Below are 17,154 nucleotides of genomic sequence, written 5' to 3'. Positions count from 1 at the left end.
TGAGGCATGCATGCGCTCTTTGACCCGTATGATTTCCGCACTGGCTCTTGGGGCCACTCTTGCGCTTCCGATGACGGCCGCGGCACAGGGGCTTTTCTCGGCGCAGATCACGGTCAACGGCACCGCGATCACGGGCTACGAGATCGAACAGCGCAAACTGTTGCTTCAGGCTTTCAACACCCCCGGTGATCTCGACAAAGTCGCGCGCGAGCAGCTTCTGGATGAAGCGCTCAAAGAGCAGATCTTTTCGCGTGCTGGGCTTCAGATCACCGCAGAATCCCTCGAAGCGGAACTGACCGCTTTTGCTGGGCGCGCCGAGCTTGATCTCGAGCGGTTTGTCGAAATGCTGAGCCAATTCGGCGTCGACCGCGATACATTCGTGACCTTTGTGCGCCGCAACGTGACTTGGCGCGACTATATCCGCTCGCGCTATTCGGATCGCGTTTCCGTAACGGATGCGGACGTCGATGCGGCCCTGAGCACCTCGGGCGGCACAGGCGCGAGCATTCAGGTGCTCTTGTCCGAGATCATCCTCCCTGCTCCGCCCGAATTCGCAGAAGCCGCGATGGAAGAGGCGCAGAACATCGCGCAGATCAAATCCTTTGACGTCTTTTCTTCGGCTGCAGAGCAGCTTTCCGCCGCGCAGAGCCGCGGGGACGGCGGGCGTCTGAGCTGGACCGCGATCGACAATTACCCGCCTGCCATCGGCGCGCTTTTGCTTGAACTCGAACCGGGGGATGTGACCGCACCGATCCCGATCGAAAACGGCATCGTGCTGTTCCAGATGCGCGGCGTGCGCGAGGTGACGGAAAAGCTTCCGACGCCCGTTTCGCTTGAATATGCCGCGCTCTACCTTGCGGGCGGCAAAACCGAAGAGGGCCTTCGGGCTGCGGCAGATGTGACGGCCCGTGTCGACACCTGCGACGATCTTTATACCGTGGCGCGTGATCTTGCGCCCGAGCAGCTTGAGCGCTCGACCCTTGCACTCAGCGAAATCCCGCAAGATGTCGCCATCGAACTGGCCAAGCTCGACGTGAATGAAGTGAGCACCAATCTCACCCGCGCGGATGGGAAAACGCTTGTTTACCTGATGCTCTGCAATCGCAATTTCGCCGCTCCCGAAGAGATCGACCGCGAAGCGGTGCGTGCCGAGTTGTTGTCGCAGCGTCTGTCGGGCTATGCGGACGGTCTCCTCGAGAACGAACGCGCCAGCTCGACCATCGTCGAGCGATGACCATCGCGATCAGTTGCGGCGAACCTGCGGGGATCGGCCCCGAGGTTGCCGCCAAAGCTTGGGCCGCGCTCAAGGATGAACTGCCGATGCTCTGGATCGGCGACCCGTCGCATTTGCCCGATGGTACGCCTTTTGTTTGCGTGGACAGCGCCCGAGATGCCGAACGGCTTAGCGCCAAGGCGCTTCCTGTTCTGGCGATGGATTTCGGAGCGCCCGTGACACGCGGTGTCGCACAACCCGCTCATGCCAAGGGCGTGATCGCCGCGATCGAAACGGCGGTCGGCCTTGTGCAACGTGGGGAATGCTCGGCTCTTTGCACCGCGCCCATCCATAAAAAGGCGCTCGCTGACGGTGCGGGCTTTGCCTATCCCGGACATACCGAGTTTCTTGCGGCCTTGGGCGGCGTCGAGAGGGTCGTGATGATGCTGGCTTGCGACGAGCTGCGCGTTGTGCCGACGACGATCCATATCCCGCTCGAGGATGTGCCGACCGCGTTCACGCCCGAGCTTTTGACCGACACCATCCGCATCACCGCCAAAGCGCTGCAGAGCGACTTCGGCCTTGCCGCGCCGCGCATCGCCGTTGCAGGGCTCAACCCCCATGCGGGCGAAGGCGGCAAGATGGGCTGGCAGGAAATCCGTATGATGCAACCCGTTCTGGACCAGCTTCGCTCCGAAGGCTTCGACCTCATCGGTCCGATGCCGCCAGACACCATGTTCCACAAGCGTGCGCGTGAGGGCTATGACGTCGCCATCTGCGCCTATCATGATCAGGCGCTTATCCCGATCAAGACCATCGACTTTGACGGCGGGGTGAATGTGACGCTCGGGCTTCCCTTTATCCGCACCTCGCCCGATCACGGAACGGCCTTTGGAATCGCGGGACAAGGGATCGCCAACCCCGACTCCATGATCGCGGCGCTTCGTATGGCGCGGAAATTGGCTCTATCGCGCGGCGCCCACACGGGTTAGAGCGGCCCAGAGACTTTAGGCAGAGTGACATCATGAGCCAGATCGACGGACTCCCCCCTCTTCGCGAGGTGATCGCGACCCACCAGCTGAGCGCCAAAAAATCGCTCGGCCAGAACTTTTTGCTCGATCTCAACCTGACCGCAAAAATCGCGCGTCAGGCGGGGGACCTTGCAGGGTCGGATGTTCTTGAAATCGGACCGGGTCCGGGTGGTCTGACCCGTGGGCTTCTTGCCGAGGGCGCGCGCCGCGTTCTGGCCATCGAAAAGGACGAACGGTGTCTGCCTGCGCTGGCCGAAATCGCGGCGGCCTATGACGGGCGGCTCAAGGTGATCAACGGCGATGCGCTCGAGATTGACCCGCTCGAATATCTTACCCCGCCGATCAAGATTGCCGCCAACCTGCCCTATAACGTGGGCACCGAACTTCTGGTGCGCTGGCTTACCCCCAAGGAATGGCCGCCGTTCTGGACCTCGCTTACGCTCATGTTCCAAAAGGAAGTGGCCGAACGCATTGTCGCCAAACCGGGAAGCAAGGCCTATGGCCGTCTTGCTCTTCTGGCGCAATGGCGGGCGGATGCGCGGATCGTGATCGACCTTCCGCCCCAAGCCTTTACCCCGCCCCCCAAAGTGTCTTCGGCCGTGGTGCATCTGACCGCCCTGCCCGCGCCCCGCTTCGAAGCGGATGCCCAGACGCTGTCGCGGGTCGTTGCTGCGGCCTTCAACCAGCGCCGCAAGATGCTTCGGGCCTCGCTCAAGGGTGTTGCCCCCGATATCGAGGATCACCTTGCCGCAGCGGGCATTCCGCCGACCGAGCGGGCCGAGCAGATCGGGCTCGAAGCGTTCTGCGCTTTGGCCCGTTCGATCAAAGGCAACTGACCAAAGAAAAACCCCGCTCCGAAGAGCGGGGTTTTTGTTATTCGGCGGCGGCAGGCTTTTCAGCGTTCTGCGGCTCGCCCCCAGCCTCTTTCGGGGCGCGGGGTTTACGTGGCGCGCGCGGCTTGCGCGGCGCTTTGGCCTTGGCAGGCTTGTTCTCGGGGGTTTCGACGAGCGTGCTTTCGTCGTCGTCCAAAGCCTCGGCACCCTCGTTGAAGTTGCTCGCATCGTCGGCTTGATCGTCGGTCTCGGCCATGTCTTCGGCGTCAGAGCCGCCCGAGGCCTCTTCCTGAGCTTTCATCCGCTCGGAACGTTCACGATCCCGCTCCGCTTGGCGCTGGCGGTTCTGCTCTTCCTGCTCTTCACGGGCTTTGTCGACTTCGCGCTGTGCCTCGGCGAGCATCCGCAAATAGTGCTCGGCGTGCTGTGCAAAGTTTTCAGCGGCCACACGGTCACCAGCAAGCTGTGCATCGCGGTGAAGCTGTGTGTATTTGTCGATGATCTGCTGCGGGGTGCCGCGCACTTTGCCATCGGGGCCCGAGCTGTCGAACACTCGGTTGATGATATTGCCGCCCGAAGGACGATTGTTGCGGTTTTTATTCCGCGACCGTGACTTGGATGATCTCATGAACGCACTTTCGTTCAGCTAATGCTCGTTGCGCTTTAGTCCATCTACGCGCCTGAGGCGGTGTTTGGTCCGTGCGATGTATTGGCGAACATCGGGGGTGAGGCTCAACCTCTCTCCTACCGATGTCGCTGAGTAAACATCTTGAGAGGGCAAACACAAGCGGAAAGTGAGAACAAACCGTCGAAATGCGCCAAAAGTCGCCCTTAGGCGCCGATTTTCCCGAAACAGGCGACAACGCGGTCGCGCCCGTCAAGATCTTTGATGATTTCGATCCGCTCGAATCCCTGTGCGGCAAAAATGGCCCTGACCGCCATGCCTTGGGTCGGCCCGATCTCGAGGAGGACGTCCCCTCCTGTGCGCAGCGGATGGAGCCCTTTTGCGATGGCGCGATAGGCATCGAGCCCGTCCGCCCCATCGGTCAAAGCCATCTCGGGTTCGAAATCGCGGACCTCGGGGGCGAGGTCTGGCATTTCAGAGGCTGCAATATAGGGCGGGTTCGACACGATAAGATCAAAGCTGCCGTCGATCGCTTGGGTCCAGTTGGAGGCGACGAATTGAACCCGATCCTCAAGCCCCAGCGTTCGGGCATTACGCGCCGCCACCAAAAGCGCTTCGGGCGACAGGTCCGCACCGATCCCCACAGCCTCGGGCACTTCGGCCAAGAGCGTGAGAAGGATACACCCCGACCCCGTCCCGAGATCCAGAACCCGCGCAAAAGAGCGGCGCAAAGCCGCTTCGACGAGGATTTCCGTTTCGGGGCGCGGATCGAGCACGAACCTGTTCACTTCGAACGTGCGGCCATAGAACATACGCGAGCCGATCAGATGCGATACGGGCTCGCGCGCACAGCGACGCTGGAGCAAGGCGGCGAATTCCGCCTCGACCTCGATGCTGACAGGCTCGGGAAGAACGAGAGTGAGACGCCCCGCCTCGACCCCCGACGCAAAGGCCAAGAGCCGCCGCGCATCGCGGGGGGCATCGGGAATGCCTGCCTCGGACAACTGACGCACGCCGCGTGCAAGCAGCATAGAGCCGCTTGGACGTGTCACCCTTCCATCTCCGCAAGCATCGTCGCTTGGGCGTCCGAGATCAGCCCGTCGATCACTTCGTCCAGATCGCCCTGCATGATCTGGTCAAGCCGATAGAGCGTCATGTTGATACGGTGATCGGTCATGCGGCCTTGGGGGAAGTTATAGGTGCGGATGCGCTCCGAGCGGTCCCCTGTTCCAACTTGCGACTTGCGATCCGCCGACCGTTCATCGGCAAGGCGCTGGCGCTCCATATCAAAGAGCCGCGTCTTGAGAACCTGCATCGCGATCTCGCGGTTGCGGTGCTGGGATTTCTCGGAAGAGGTCACAACGATCCCCGAAGGAATATGCGTGATCCGCACGGCCGAGTCGGTGGTGTTCACGTGCTGGCCGCCCGCGCCCGAGGACCGCATCGTGTCGATGCGGATGTCGTTGGCGTTGATCTGGATGTCCACGTCCTGTGCTTCGGGCAGAACCGCGACCGTGGCCGCCGAGGTGTGGATACGCCCGCCGCTCTCGGTTTCGGGAACGCGCTGCACGCGGTGCACGCCGCTTTCGTATTTGAGACGGGCAAAGACGCCGTCCCCGACGATGCGGGCCGTGACTTCCTTGATGCCGCCAAGCTCGGTCTGTTGTTCTTCGAGAATTTCGAACTTCCAGCCCTGCCCTTCGGCATAGCGCTGATACATCCGCAACAGGTCCCCCGCAAACAGCGAAGCTTCGTCGCCGCCCGTTCCGGGTCGGATTTCGATAAGCGCGGGACGGCCATCGGCGGCGTCTTTGGGCAAAAGCGCAAGCTGGACAGCCCGCTCTTTTTCCTCGCGCTCCTCTTTGAGACGGGGGAGCTCTTCTTCGGCAAGCTCGCGCATGTCGGGATCACGAAGCATGGCTTCGGCTTCCCCCAGATCGGCGATCACGCGGCGATAGTCGGTGATGGTTTCCACCACGGGCTTTAGCTCGGAATACTCACGGCTCAATTCGGCGATTTCAGCGCCCGAAACCCCGCTCGAGAGTTTGGCCTCTACGAACTGGAAGCGCGCGATGATCTGGTCAAGTTTGTCATTGGGTATCATGGCTCTGCTTTCCCTTATGGGATGCAAACCGTCAAGTGGGTCAAAGCCCCAATTCGCCGAGCCATGCCTTTACGCGTCTGCCGTTGACACCCATATCCGAGCGCCCGAAGCGAAGACGAGCCTCGATCACAAGCTTGCCGTCGACCAGCGAAACCGTCGTATAGTCGGGGAACCCCCAAAGAAGCGAGCGGGTCTCATAGGTGATCCGCCCCTCCTCGACCGAGCCTGCGATCCGCTTGGTGCGCGGCGTAGCAAGCGCAACGCGCTCGACATCGAGCAAGTTGACGGACCCCGCTTCGCGCACGGCGGTAAAGCCGCCCATCTGCGGGTAATCCCCCACAGCGAGCGCCTGAGGCGCTACATGCCAATCCTCGGCGCTCGTGGGGGACAGGCGCACGTAAAAGAGTGCGAAAACAAAAGCGGCGAGGATCAGAAATACGGCGGTTTTCACGAAGGATCAGTCCTTTTTGCGGTGCTTGAGGTTCCAACAGTAGAGCGCGCAAAGCTCCATGGCCACATGTGCCCCTGCGACAGCCGTGATATTTCCATGATCAAAGGGCGGCGAGACCTCGACCACATCGGCGCCGACAAGATTGATCCCAGCAAGATCGCGCAGCATCGCCGCCGCCTGCCAGCTTGCCAGACCGCCCCAGACGGGCGTCCCTGTTCCGGGGGCAAAGGCGGGGTCAAGCGCGTCGATGTCGAAGGTGATATAGGTCGGACGATCCCCGACCATCTTTTTCGCCTCTTCCACCACCCAAGCCGTGCCTTTTTCATGCACCGTGCGAGCATCGATGTAGCGCATACCATGGTAGTCCTCGCATTCGGTGCGGATACCGATCTGGAGCGAGTGCTCTACATCCACGAGGCCTGACTTGACGGCCTTGTACATGAACGTCCCGTGATCGAGACGGTCCATGTCGTCGTCCTGCCAGAGATCGGAATGCGCGTCGAAATGGATCACCGCAACGGGTCCGAACTTTTCGGCATAGGCGCGCAGGATCGGCAGCGTCACAAAGTGATCCCCGCCAAGCACGACAGACCCCGCCCCTGCATTCAGGATCGTGCGGATATGATCGGTGAGCTTTTCGGGAAAGCTCGGTGTATGGGCATAGTCAAAGGCGAGATCACCATAGTCGATGATCGAATAGTCGCCCAACGGATCAAAGCCCCAACCATAGGGCGGATCATAGGGCTGAAGCGTCGAAGCCTCGCGGATAGCGCGGGGGCCAAAGCGCGGTCCAGTGCGGTTCGTCACGCCTTGATCGAAGGGCACGCCCGTGACCGCAAGATCAACGCCGCCAAGGTCCTTGGTATAGAGCCGTCGCAGAAACGAAGTCGCACCGCCAAAAGCGTTCTCATAGGCGAGCCCGCGCTTTTCCTTGCGGGTAAAAGCCAAGTCGATTTGGGTCTTTGCGTCTTCGAGCGCCATTGCTCTCTCCTTTTGATCAAATTATCGAAAGAAAGACCTCTGTCGCAGGTTTCGTCAAGAGCCGAGTGGCAACGCCCGCTCGACAAGTGTCGCAAAGAACGATGCCCCAAGGGGCGCGGCTTCGTCGTTGAAGTTGTATTCGGGGTGATGGAGCCCCGCCGAATCCCCGTTGCCGATAAAAAGATAGGCTCCTGCGCATTGTTCTAGGAAATAGGCAAAATCCTCTGCGCCCATCTCGCGGCCTGCGTTGCGGTCGACGCGGCCCTGACCTGCGACCTCTTCGGCGACATCGGCCGCGAAATCGGTTTTCGCAGGATCGTTGATCGTGGCGGGGTATTCCTTGTGATAGTCGAGCTCGGCCGTGACCCCAAAGGCGGCGGCCTGCCCTGCAACGACCTCGTGCATGCGGCGGATCACCATGTCCTGCACGTCTTTGTCAAAGGTGCGCACCGTGCCGTTGATAAAGGCTCCTTCGGGCACCACGTTGTTTGCACTGCCCGCATGGATTTGCGTTACCGAAAGCACCAGATCCTGAAGCGCATAGTGATTGCGGCTCGGGATGGTCTGGAGCGCTTGGACAATCCCCACAGCCGCCATGATCGGATCGACCGTTTCATGGGGCATTGCGGCGTGCCCGCCCTTGCCCTTGATGTGGATCGAAAAGTCATCGACCGCCGCCATGATCGGACCGGGGGTCGTGTAGAATTCGCCCAATCTGGTGCCGGGCGCGCTGTGGATGGCGTAGATTTCCTTGATCCCGAAACGGTTCAGGACCCCTTCTTCGACCATAATGCCCGCCCCGCCACCGTCCTCTTCGGCAGGTTGGAACACAAGAGCCACGCGTCCCTTGAACCGTCGCGTCTCGGCCAGATAGCGCGCCGCCCCAAGAAGCATGGTCGTATGCCCGTCATGTCCGCAGGCATGCATCCGCCCCTCCACTTCGGAGGCATAGGGCAGCCCCGTCTGCTCTTGCATCGGGAGCGCGTCCATGTCGGCCCGAAGTCCGATCGTCGGTCCTTCGCCCGTGCCGTTGATGATCGCAACGACACCGCTACGGGCAATCCCCTCGTGGATCTCATCGACGCCGAATTCACGAAGACGTTCGGCCACAAAGGCAGCGGTCCCATGGCAATCAAAACCGATTTCGGGGTGGCGGTGCAGCCATTGACGCCAGACTTTCATGTCCTCGGCATAATCGGCGATGCGGTTCAGAACCGGCATGGGTGGACTCTCTGGTTTGTGCGAGTAGGTTTTGATCAAAGAACCCCAAATCGCGAGCCGCCGCAATGGACCAAACGACTTCTGACGCTCTTGTGCACGACCCGAACGGCGGCCTTCCACGGCTTTTGGAGATCATGCGCCGACTTCGGGACCGCGAAACGGGGTGCCCTTGGGACATCGAACAGGATTTCTCGACCATTGCGCCCTATACCATCGAAGAGGCCTATGAGGTCGCCGATGCCATAGAACGCGAGGCATGGGACGAACTTGAAGGCGAATTGGGGGATTTGCTGCTCCAGACCGTTTTCCATTCGCAAATGGCGTCCGAGGCGGGGCTCTTCGATTTTGAGGCCGTGGCCAAGAATGTCTCGGACAAGATGATCAGCCGTCATCCCCATGTGTTCGGGGATGAAAGCCGCGAGAAGAGCGCCGAGCAGCAGACACTTGATTGGGAAAAGATCAAAGCGGCAGAGCGTGCGGGCAAAAAGGAAACCCGAACGCTCGACGGGGTCGCGCGCGGACTTCCTGCACTCATGCGGGCCTTGAAACTCCAAAAACGCGCGGCGCGGGTGGGGTTCGACTGGCCCTCGACCGATGAGGTGATCGACAAGATCGTCGAGGAAAGCCGAGAATTGGTCGAAGCCCGCGACACACTCACCCAGACCGAGATCGAAGAGGAATTCGGCGATCTCTTGTTCGTGATGGTGAACCTCGGGCGGCACCTCGGCGTTGATCCCGAAACCGCGCTTCGCGCCACCAACGCCAAGTTCACGCGGCGCTTCAATGCGGTCGAGGACGCACTTGCCGCGCGCGGGAAAATCCCGAGCGAAAGCACCCTTGCGGAAATGGACGACCTCTGGAACGCCGTGAAAAAGGCAGAAAAATCGGGATCACAAATTTCCGATTAAAAAAATCAGGTATTGACCAAAGTAAAAGACTCAGGTTTATGGGGCCCAGATTTAACAAGGAGCTTCCAATGACTCTTCGCACTCTTCTTCTCGCCGGCGCAGCTGCTGCAACTGCTGTTCCCGCTCTTGCAGACGTCAACATTTACACCACCCGTCAGCCCGAATTGATCCAGCCCGTGATGGACGCTTTCACCGCCGAAACGGGCATTGCCGTCAATCTCGCCTATGTCGAAAGCGGCATCGTTGAACGTCTCAAGTCCGAAGGCGCACGCTCGCCCGCCGATCTCGTCATGACCGTCGATATCGCAAACCTGCAACAGATCGTCGACGCAGACGTCATCCAGCCCGTCGAGAGCGAGGTTCTCACCGCTGCGGTTCCTGCCCCGCTGCGCAGTGCCGATAACCTCTGGTTCGGCCTTACCAGCCGCGCGCGTGTGGTCTATGCCTCCAAGGATCGCGTTGCCGATGGCGAAGTCACCACCTACGAAGACCTCGCCTCGGACAAATGGCAGGGCCGTATCTGTACCCGTTCGGGCGTTCATAACTACAACCTCGCCATGCTGGCTGCTGTGATTGCCCACCACGGCGAGGATTACGCCCGCGAATGGGCCGCCGGCATCAAAGAGAACCTCGCCCGCAAGCCCGAGGGCAACGACCGCGCACAGGTCAAAGCCATCTGGGCGGGTGAATGCGACATCTCGCTCGGCAACACCTATTACATGGGCCAGATGCTTGCCGATCCCGAACAGACCGAATGGGCCAATTCCGTCCGCATCGTTTTCCCGACCTTCGAAGGCTCGGGCACGCATATCAACATCTCGGGCGTTGCGATGACCAAAGCCGCGCCGAACAAGGACGAAGCGCTCCAGCTCATGGAATACCTCGTTTCGCCCGAAGCGCAGGCGATCTATGCCGACATCAACAACGAATACCCCGTTCTCGAAGGGGCCGAGTGGTCCGAACTTGTCCAGAGCTGGGGCAGCTTTGACGCGGACACCACCGATCTGACCGAAGTGGCAAGCCACCGTCCCGCCGCCCTTCGGATCATGGAAGAAGTGAACTTCGACGGCTAATCATCTGAAAATATACATGAAACGACAAGGGGCGCATGAAAGCGCCCCTTTTGCTTTGTTCCGAAAGAGGTGCGACAGGGCACCACATCGTGCCATACCCGAAAATACATAAATAAAATGGCATGAGTATTTTGACCCCCATCCCGCCCCAAGCGCCGCTCTTTGTCAGACTGGCTTTGTCTATCCCCTTGATCGGCTGGATCGCACGCGATGTGATCTATGGCGCACAAGAGAACATCTATTACGCACTCGTCATCGCTTTGGCGGTCTGGGTGCTGGCCATCATGAAATGGGGCATCATCGCTCTGATGATCCCCTATCTCGCTGCGGTCCCGCTGATGTTCATCCTGTTGATCGCGATCTCGAAAGGTTAGCCTTCGGCCTTTTCCTCGAGCGCCAGCCATTCGTCCTCGGCCTCGGCCAAGGCGGTCTGGCGCTGGACGAGCGCGTCGGTTGCCTTTTGGAACTTGGCGGGCTCTTTGGTGAAAAGCTCGGGGTCGGCCATGAGCTCTTCGAGCTTGGCGATCTCGGCCTGAAGCTTGTCCATGATGCCGGGAAGCGCCTCGAGACGGTGCTTTTCGGTAAAGCTCAGGCCCGACTTCTTGGTCTGCGCTTTGGGCGCGGGCTTCTCTGCCTCTTTGGGGGCGGGCTTATCCTTGGCCTCGGGGGTGTCGGCCTCGGGCTTTTGCGCCTGATAGTCGGACCAGCCGCCCGCATAGACCGTCGCCTTGCCGTTGCCTTCCATCGCAATCGTGGTCGTCGCCACGCGGTCAAGGAAGTCACGGTCGTGGCTCACAAGGATCACGGTGCCGTCATAGGTGTCCAACAGCTCCTGCAACAGATCGAGCGTTTCGATATCAAGATCGTTGGTCGGTTCGTCGAGCACGAGAAAGTTCGATTCCTTGGCCATCAGTTTGGCCAGCAAAAGACGCGCCTTCTCCCCGCCCGAGAGCGATTTTACAGGCGCGCGCGCTTGCCGTTCGTCAAAAAGGAAATCCTTGAGGTAAGCCACGACATGCTTGGGCGTGCCGCGCACCATCACCTGATCGGCCTGCCCGCCGACGCGCATATCGGGATCGCCCGTCAGACTGTCCCAAAGCGTCATTTCGGGATCAAGCTGCGCACGGGTCTGATCGAAGATCGCCGTTTCAAGATTGGTGCCGAGCTTGATTGTTCCGCTGTCGGGCTGTTCCTGCCCCAGAAGCATCTTGATAAGGGTCGTCTTGCCGACGCCATTGGGTCCGACAAAAGCGACGCGGTCGCCCCGCTGCACGGTGAGCGAAAAATTCTGGACGATCTGTTTGTCGGCGAAAGCCTTGGAAATCCCGAAGGCTTCGACAACTTTCTTACCTGAAGTCGTCCCCCCTTCGAGCGTCAGAGCTGCGGTGCCCTGACGGCGGATCTGGCCGGCGCGGTCCGCGCGCAGATCCTGAAGCGCGCGCACACGGCCCATGTTGCGCTTGCGGCGGGCAGAGATGCCCTCGACCGCCCAACGCGCCTCGGCCTTGATCTTGCGATCAAGTTTGTGGCGGGCGATGTCTTCTTCTTCCCAGATCTTGTCGCGCCAGGCTTCAAAGCCCTCGAATCCCGTCTCCTGACGGCGCACCTCGCCGCGGTCGATCCAGAGCGTCGCGCGGGTGAGATTGCGCAAGAACGTGCGGTCGTGCGAAATGATCACATAGCCCGCACGGGTGGTCTTGAGCTCCTCTTCAAGCCAGGCGATCGCCTCGATATCGAGATGGTTGGTCGGCTCGTCGAGCAGCATCAACTCGGGTGCCTCGGCCATGAGTTTGGCGAGCGCGGCGCGGCGGCGTTCGCCGCCAGACGCCGTTTCGACCGAGCGCGTGGGATCGAATTTGAGCCCTTCCGCCACCATCTCGACGCGGTAGCGCTCGCTTTCATCAAGCCCGCTTGCCGCATAATCCCCAAGGGTCGCGAACCCCTCCATCGTGGGCTCTTGCTCCATATAACCGACCGTCACCCCGGGAGAAACGACACGGTCCCCCGCATCGGGCTCGACAAGCCCTGCCATGACTTTCATCAGCGTGGATTTGCCCGAGCCGTTCCGCCCGACCAGAGCCACACGGTCCGAAGGCTGGACCACGAGCGAGAGGTCGGAAAACACAGGGTTTCCGCCAAAAGTGAGAGAGATATCGGTGATTTGAAGAAGAGGTGCGCGTGCCATGGCGTCCAGCTAGAACGGCGCGGGCAATCCTGCAAGGGGTTTCATGCGCAAGCGGCGCGGATCGAGCGCTCTCTTGCCCGCGAAATTGCGGCAACGGGCACGGCCGTGAACACATGGAGCGTGCCCATATCGGGGTCGATGACGCCGTGATCACTCACCCAGCCGCCCATCATCAGATAGGTGCGCAAGAGCGAAGGAAGTTCTCTGACCGCCGCCTTTGGGTCTGCCTCGACTTGGGGAAAGTCGAAGCACAGCGGCGCTTTGCGGCGCGGACGCAGCGCTTCGGGTCCAAGGTGATGTGCGTTCAGATGGGCAAATCCGTGGCAAAAGGCCTCGGGATCGGTGCCCTTGAAACTCGTGCACCCGATGAGAAGCCTTGCACCCGTTTGGTCGACGATCTCGGCCAAAGCCCCCCACACCACCCGCAGGACATCGGCATCGCGCACAGAAGGCTCAACGCAAAAGCGGCCCAATTCGAGCATCGGCCCGCTCGCCGCGAGAGGAGAGAGGTCATAGAACTGCGCAACATAGCTTTCGGCGTCAATCCGCTCTTTGGTCAAAAGATGCAAGCGACAGGTCGCCACGAGCGCGCCCTGAGCGGTTTCCACGAGGATATGTTCGAAATGGGGATCAAACCGGTCCGCGTCGCGCCCCTCTCGCCCGATAAAGCACCGATGACGCAATCTCTGGGCCGCATCACGGTCTGCTCCGGTCTCGGCGAGGCGAACACGATATCGCCCCCGCACCAACGAATGCTGCATTCCACGCTCTCCGCGCCAACTGGCCTGCATGTGTTCCATAGGGCAAGTTTACGCCGCGCGGGCGGCGGGGCCTAATGAAATTTCGGTAACGCGCGGCGGGTCGGCGACCTAGTTGATGAACTGGCCCGTATCGATATTGCCGAGGTTTCCGAGCAGCTGACGCAAGAAGGTCTTGTCTGCGGTCGCGCTCGTGGTCACGCGCCGCGAGAGCGTAACGACGTTCCCGTCCTCGAGACCATAGCGCTCGACGTTGGCCACTGCACCTTTGCCGTCAAAGACGACCACGACGACGTCACGTTGGATTTCTTGCGGCTTGAGCGGGCCATAATGGCGGAAATGGCTGGCGACATAATAATAATCGCCACCTTCGAGGAGACCCGTCGCAACAGGTGCACCGATCACATCGACAACGGTTTCGCGGGTATCGACACCGACCTGCACAAGGGCGAGGTCCTCTTCCACGGGGACATAGCCATGTTTACGCACGATCGGGCTACAGGCCACGAGTGCGGTCACAAGCGCCGCGCCAAGAACAAAGCGGCGAAGACCTGCGATCTTGCGACGATGGATGACTGACATGGCTGCTCCCTTGCGTTGGCTTGATGTGCCTTAACATCCCGCTTACATCATCGGGACCCTTTAGTTCAAGAATGGAAGCAGAATGTCCGCCCTGCCCACACATGTCATCCGCCTTGCCGATCTTGCCGGCCGTAAAGATACGGCCTTTGTGCTCACCCCCGAAGCCGAAGAGCGTGCGGCAATCGCCGAGGATCTGGGAATCATCGGCGTCAAAAAGCTCCGCTTCGAGGGCAGTCTGGAGCCTTTGGGCCAGTTCGATTGGGTTCTGAGCGGTAAAATCGGTGCAACCGTGGTGCAGGAATGCGTCGTCACACTCGAACCCGTAAGCACCCGCATCGACGAAGAGGTGCGCCGCACCTATCTGCGCGATTTCATCGAACCCGAAGGCGATGAAGTCGAAATGCCCGAGGACGACTCGGCTGAAGAGCTGCCCAATACGCTTGATATTGCGGCGGTCATGATCGAGTCGCTGGCCCTCGCTCTGCCCCAGTTTCCGCGCAAAGACGGCGCAGAACTTGGCGAAGCGGTCTATTCCAAGCCCGGAACAGCCCCGATGCGCGACGAAGATGCGCGTCCTTTTGCGGGTCTCGCCTCGCTAAAAGAAAGCCTTGAAAAGAAGGACAAAGACGGGCAATAGGGGCCTCGCTTAATTGGGGTTGCGAAATAGCTGAATCGCAGTATGTTCGCGGCCTCTTTCGGATCGAGTCTCGACAGGGTCCGTCATTTGACATATGACGCCCGAGAATTTCATCCGAGACACGAAACAACGGGCCATGGTGCCCCCTAAATCCAAAGGTTGAGACATGGCCGTCCAGCAGAACAAAGTTTCTAAATCGCGCCGCAACATGCGCCGTGCACATGACGCGCTCGTTGCCGCTAACCCCAACGAATGCCCGTCCTGCGGCGAACTCAAGCGTCCGCACCACGTATGCCCGTCCTGCGGCCACTACGCTGATCGCGAAGTCGTTGCACAGGCAAACGAGATCGATCTGGAAGACGACGCAGCGTAAGCTGACGGGATCCGACAGAGATGACGAACGCCCATCAGGATACGTCCGAGGCTAGCGCCAAAACTGTCGTTCTTTCGATTGACGCCATGGGTGGCGATAAAGGGCCTGCGGCTGTGGTCGCGGGCCTCTCTCTGTTTCTGAAACAGGAACCGAGCGCCCGCGCCCTCGTCTTTGGCCGTCAAGAAGAACTTACTCCGCTCATCATCAAAACGGGTCTCGCCACGCGCATCGAAGTGCGCCATGCCGACGACGTCGTAAAGATGACGGACAAGCCGAGCCAGATTCTGCGCTCGGGCAAGAATACCTCGATGTGGCTCGCCATCGATGCAGTCCGCGAGGGCCAAGCCGATGTCGTCGTCTCCTGTGGCAACACGGGCGCATTGATGGCGATGTCCATGCTTCGCCTGCGCAAAGCCGAAGGCGTGAGCCGTCCCGCGATCGCCTGTTTGTGGCCGTCGTTCAACAAGAACGGGTTCAACGTTGTTCTTGATGTGGGCGCCGACATCCGCGCCGATCAGGATGATCTTTTGACCTATGCGCTGATGGGGGCCTCTTATGCTCGCAACGGCATGGGGCTCGACCGTCCGCGCGTCGGTCTTCTCAACGTCGGCGTCGAAGAGCACAAGGGCCGCGCCGAGCTCAAGGTCGCGCACGAGATGATCCATTCCGTCGCCGACAAGGGCGAGTTCGATTATATCGGCTTTGTCGAGGGCGGAGACATCCCGTCCAAAAAGGTCGATGTGATCGTCACCGACGGTTTTACCGGCAACGTTGCGCTTAAAACGGGTGAAGGCACCGCAAACCTGATTTCGGGTGTTTTGCGCGAATCCTTCAAGGCGACGATCTTCAGCAAGATCGCCGCGCTCTTTGCGCTCGGCACATTGAACCGTATGCGCAAGCGGGTCGATCCGCGCCGCGTCAACGGCGGTGTGTTCCTCGGACTGAACAAGACGGTTGTCAAAAGCCACGGCTCTGCCGATGCCACAGGCGTGAGCGCGGCCATCGCGCTTGCCCATCGTCTTGCAAAGGCGGGCTTTTCGGATCGTTTGGCCGCGCGGGTTGCATCTGCCGCTGCCCTTGCGCAAGATACCGTATCAAACGGCAACGCATCGCAAGCCAGCGATAGCTAAGGCGGATAGAAAAATGACTTTGAGAGCAGTGGTCAAGGGCGTCGGGCATTACCTCCCCGAGCGGGTGGTTCCCAACTCTTATTTCGAAGAGAGTCTCGACACCTCGAACGAATGGATTGTCGCACGCTCGGGCATCGAACGCCGCCACTTTGCCGCCGAAGGGGAAACAACCTCCGATCTGGCGACCAAAGCCGCCGAAATGGCACTGGCTTCGGCGGGGATGACGGGCGCGGACCTTGATGCCATCATCATCGCGACTTCGACCGCCGATCTGACCTTTCCCTCTGCCGCAACCATGGTTCAGGCGCGCATCGGCAACACCAAGGGCTTTGCCTTTGACGTGCAAGCGGTCTGTGCGGGCTTTGTCTTTGCGCTGACCAATGCGAATGCTCTGATCCTTTCGGGTCAGGCCCGCCGCGTGATGGTGATCGGTGCCGAAACCTTTAGCCGCATCATGGATTGGACCGACCGTTCGACCTGTGTGCTGTTCGGGGACGGCGCGGGCGCTGTGATCCTCGAAGCCGAAGAGGGCACGGGCGCGAACACCGACCGCGGCATTCTGGCGACGGACCTCAATTCCGACGGCTCTTACCGCGATCTTCTCTATGTCGACGGCGGCGTTTCGACCAAAACGACGGGCGTTCTTCGCATGGAAGGCAAGGAAGTGTTCCGCCATGCTGTCGAAAAGCTTGCCGAAACCGCCCATACCGCATTGGAGAAGGTCGGGCTAGGCTCCGACGATGTGAACTGGGTTGTGCCGCATCAGGCCAATATCCGCATCATCCAGTCCACCGCCAAAAAGCTTGGCGTCGGGATGGATCGCGTGGTCGTCACGGTTCAGGACCACGGCAATACCTCGGCGGCGTCGATTCCCCTTGCTCTGTCGGTCGGGGTCCAGAACGGCCAGATCAAAAAGGGCGATTTGGTCGTAACCGAAGCTATCGGCGGTGGTTTGGCTTGGGGTTCGGTCGTTTTGCGCTGGTAAAATACCGTATTTCCAAGCGCCTCCCCTTCTCTTGGATGTGTTCTTGTTGACTCGGCTTCCTTGC

19 protein-coding genes are annotated in these 17,154 nt (G+C 60.3%); 10 read left to right on the top strand and 9 right to left on the bottom strand.

The annotated features are described in order from the left end of the window. Nucleotides 1-10: 10 nt before the first annotated feature. From QQG91_RS05455 to rsmA, 3 genes are read left to right on the top strand one after another with little or no spacing between them, the layout of a single operon-like run. Nucleotides 11-1,234, top strand: coding sequence for a peptidylprolyl isomerase (locus tag QQG91_RS05455; RefSeq protein ID WP_285771957.1), 1,224 nt, complete (start codon nucleotides 11-13; stop codon nucleotides 1,232-1,234). Then, nucleotides 1,231-2,205 carry a 4-hydroxythreonine-4-phosphate dehydrogenase PdxA gene (pdxA, locus tag QQG91_RS05450; protein WP_285771956.1) on the top strand — a complete coding sequence of 325 codons (975 nt, stop codon included), beginning with the start codon at nucleotides 1,231-1,233 and terminating at the stop codon, nucleotides 2,203-2,205. The genes QQG91_RS05455 and pdxA overlap by 4 nt, the downstream gene beginning before the upstream one ends. A gap of 32 nt (nucleotides 2,206-2,237) precedes the next feature. Next, nucleotides 2,238-3,080 carry a 16S rRNA (adenine(1518)-N(6)/adenine(1519)-N(6))-dimethyltransferase RsmA gene (rsmA, locus tag QQG91_RS05445; protein WP_285771955.1) on the top strand — a complete coding sequence of 281 codons (843 nt, stop codon included), beginning with the start codon at nucleotides 2,238-2,240 and terminating at the stop codon, nucleotides 3,078-3,080. A gap of 37 nt (nucleotides 3,081-3,117) precedes the next feature. Here rsmA and QQG91_RS05440 read toward each other — a convergent pair whose 3' ends face one another. The 6 genes from QQG91_RS05440 to QQG91_RS05415 form a co-directional block, all read right to left on the bottom strand. Beyond that, nucleotides 3,118-3,705 (bottom strand): DUF4167 domain-containing protein, encoded by a 588-nt coding sequence (locus QQG91_RS05440; RefSeq protein ID WP_285771954.1) that lies wholly within the window; start codon nucleotides 3,703-3,705, stop codon nucleotides 3,118-3,120. A 203-nt stretch (nucleotides 3,706-3,908) separates the two neighbouring features. Next, nucleotides 3,909-4,754: a peptide chain release factor N(5)-glutamine methyltransferase gene (prmC, locus tag QQG91_RS05435; RefSeq protein ID WP_502881588.1), complete on the bottom strand. Its 846-nt coding sequence runs from the start codon at nucleotides 4,752-4,754 to the stop codon at nucleotides 3,909-3,911. Further along, nucleotides 4,751-5,806: a peptide chain release factor 1 gene (prfA, locus tag QQG91_RS05430; RefSeq protein WP_285771953.1), complete on the bottom strand. Its 1,056-nt coding sequence runs from the start codon at nucleotides 5,804-5,806 to the stop codon at nucleotides 4,751-4,753. Before prfA ends, prmC begins: the two co-directional genes overlap by 4 nt. Nucleotides 5,807-5,846: 40 nt before the next feature. Then, the gene (locus tag QQG91_RS05425; RefSeq protein ID WP_285771952.1) at nucleotides 5,847-6,257 is read right to left on the bottom strand and encodes a DUF1499 domain-containing protein; all 411 of its coding nucleotides are present in this window, start codon (nucleotides 6,255-6,257) and stop codon (nucleotides 5,847-5,849) included. Between the two features lie 6 nt (nucleotides 6,258-6,263). Further along, the gene (speB, locus tag QQG91_RS05420; protein ID WP_285771951.1) at nucleotides 6,264-7,238 is read right to left on the bottom strand and encodes an agmatinase; all 975 of its coding nucleotides are present in this window, start codon (nucleotides 7,236-7,238) and stop codon (nucleotides 6,264-6,266) included. A 54-nt stretch (nucleotides 7,239-7,292) separates the two neighbouring features. Next, the gene (locus QQG91_RS05415; RefSeq protein WP_285771950.1) at nucleotides 7,293-8,459 is read right to left on the bottom strand and encodes a M20 aminoacylase family protein; all 1,167 of its coding nucleotides are present in this window, start codon (nucleotides 8,457-8,459) and stop codon (nucleotides 7,293-7,295) included. Between the two features lie 65 nt (nucleotides 8,460-8,524). Here QQG91_RS05415 and mazG point away from each other — a divergent pair, with 65 nt between their 5' ends. The 3 genes from mazG (at nucleotide 8,525) to QQG91_RS05400 (ending at nucleotide 10,814) form a co-directional block, all read left to right on the top strand. Continuing rightward, nucleotides 8,525-9,367, top strand: coding sequence for a nucleoside triphosphate pyrophosphohydrolase (mazG, locus tag QQG91_RS05410; RefSeq protein WP_285771949.1), 843 nt, complete (start codon nucleotides 8,525-8,527; stop codon nucleotides 9,365-9,367). Nucleotides 9,368-9,435: 68 nt separating this feature from the next. Beyond that, on the top strand, nucleotides 9,436-10,440 hold the full coding sequence (locus tag QQG91_RS05405; protein ID WP_285771948.1) for a Fe(3+) ABC transporter substrate-binding protein: 1,005 nt from the start codon (nucleotides 9,436-9,438) through the stop codon (nucleotides 10,438-10,440). A 122-nt stretch (nucleotides 10,441-10,562) separates the two neighbouring features. Continuing rightward, nucleotides 10,563-10,814, top strand: coding sequence for a hypothetical protein (locus QQG91_RS05400; RefSeq protein WP_285771947.1), 252 nt, complete (start codon nucleotides 10,563-10,565; stop codon nucleotides 10,812-10,814). On the opposite strand, the gene QQG91_RS05395 is transcribed toward QQG91_RS05400, so the two are convergent. From QQG91_RS05395 to QQG91_RS05385, 3 genes are all read right to left on the bottom strand, one after another. Next, nucleotides 10,811-12,625 (bottom strand): ABC-F family ATP-binding cassette domain-containing protein, encoded by a 1,815-nt coding sequence (locus tag QQG91_RS05395; protein WP_285771946.1) that lies wholly within the window; start codon nucleotides 12,623-12,625, stop codon nucleotides 10,811-10,813. The genes QQG91_RS05400 and QQG91_RS05395 overlap by 4 nt on opposite strands. Nucleotides 12,626-12,666: 41 nt before the next feature. Continuing rightward, nucleotides 12,667-13,386: a GNAT family N-acetyltransferase gene (locus QQG91_RS05390; RefSeq protein ID WP_285771945.1), complete on the bottom strand. Its 720-nt coding sequence runs from the start codon at nucleotides 13,384-13,386 to the stop codon at nucleotides 12,667-12,669. A gap of 108 nt (nucleotides 13,387-13,494) precedes the next feature. Then, the gene (locus QQG91_RS05385; RefSeq protein WP_285771944.1) at nucleotides 13,495-13,965 is read right to left on the bottom strand and encodes an outer membrane protein assembly factor BamE; all 471 of its coding nucleotides are present in this window, start codon (nucleotides 13,963-13,965) and stop codon (nucleotides 13,495-13,497) included. 82 nt (nucleotides 13,966-14,047) lie between these two features. Here QQG91_RS05385 and QQG91_RS05380 point away from each other — a divergent pair, with 82 nt between their 5' ends. The 4 genes from QQG91_RS05380 to QQG91_RS05365 all read left to right on the top strand — a co-directional run bounded on the left by QQG91_RS05380 (nucleotide 14,048) and on the right by QQG91_RS05365 (nucleotide 17,090). After that, nucleotides 14,048-14,602, top strand: coding sequence for a YceD family protein (locus QQG91_RS05380; RefSeq protein WP_285771943.1), 555 nt, complete (start codon nucleotides 14,048-14,050; stop codon nucleotides 14,600-14,602). A 166-nt stretch (nucleotides 14,603-14,768) separates the two neighbouring features. Then, on the top strand, nucleotides 14,769-14,975 hold the full coding sequence (gene rpmF / locus QQG91_RS05375; protein ID WP_285771942.1) for a 50S ribosomal protein L32: 207 nt from the start codon (nucleotides 14,769-14,771) through the stop codon (nucleotides 14,973-14,975). Between the two features lie 20 nt (nucleotides 14,976-14,995). After that, nucleotides 14,996-16,105 carry a phosphate acyltransferase PlsX gene (gene plsX / locus QQG91_RS05370; protein WP_285771941.1) on the top strand — a complete coding sequence of 370 codons (1,110 nt, stop codon included), beginning with the start codon at nucleotides 14,996-14,998 and terminating at the stop codon, nucleotides 16,103-16,105. 13 nt (nucleotides 16,106-16,118) lie between these two features. Beyond that, nucleotides 16,119-17,090 carry a beta-ketoacyl-ACP synthase III gene (locus tag QQG91_RS05365; RefSeq protein ID WP_285771940.1) on the top strand — a complete coding sequence of 324 codons (972 nt, stop codon included), beginning with the start codon at nucleotides 16,119-16,121 and terminating at the stop codon, nucleotides 17,088-17,090. Nucleotides 17,091-17,154: the final 64 nt, after the last annotated feature.

Source organism: Marivivens sp. LCG002, assembly GCF_030264275.1.
In the GTDB taxonomy this organism is placed as follows: domain Bacteria; phylum Pseudomonadota; class Alphaproteobacteria; order Rhodobacterales; family Rhodobacteraceae; genus Marivivens.
Note: the sequence above shows the minus strand (reverse complement) of the source record. Positions and strands in the feature narration are given on the sequence as shown.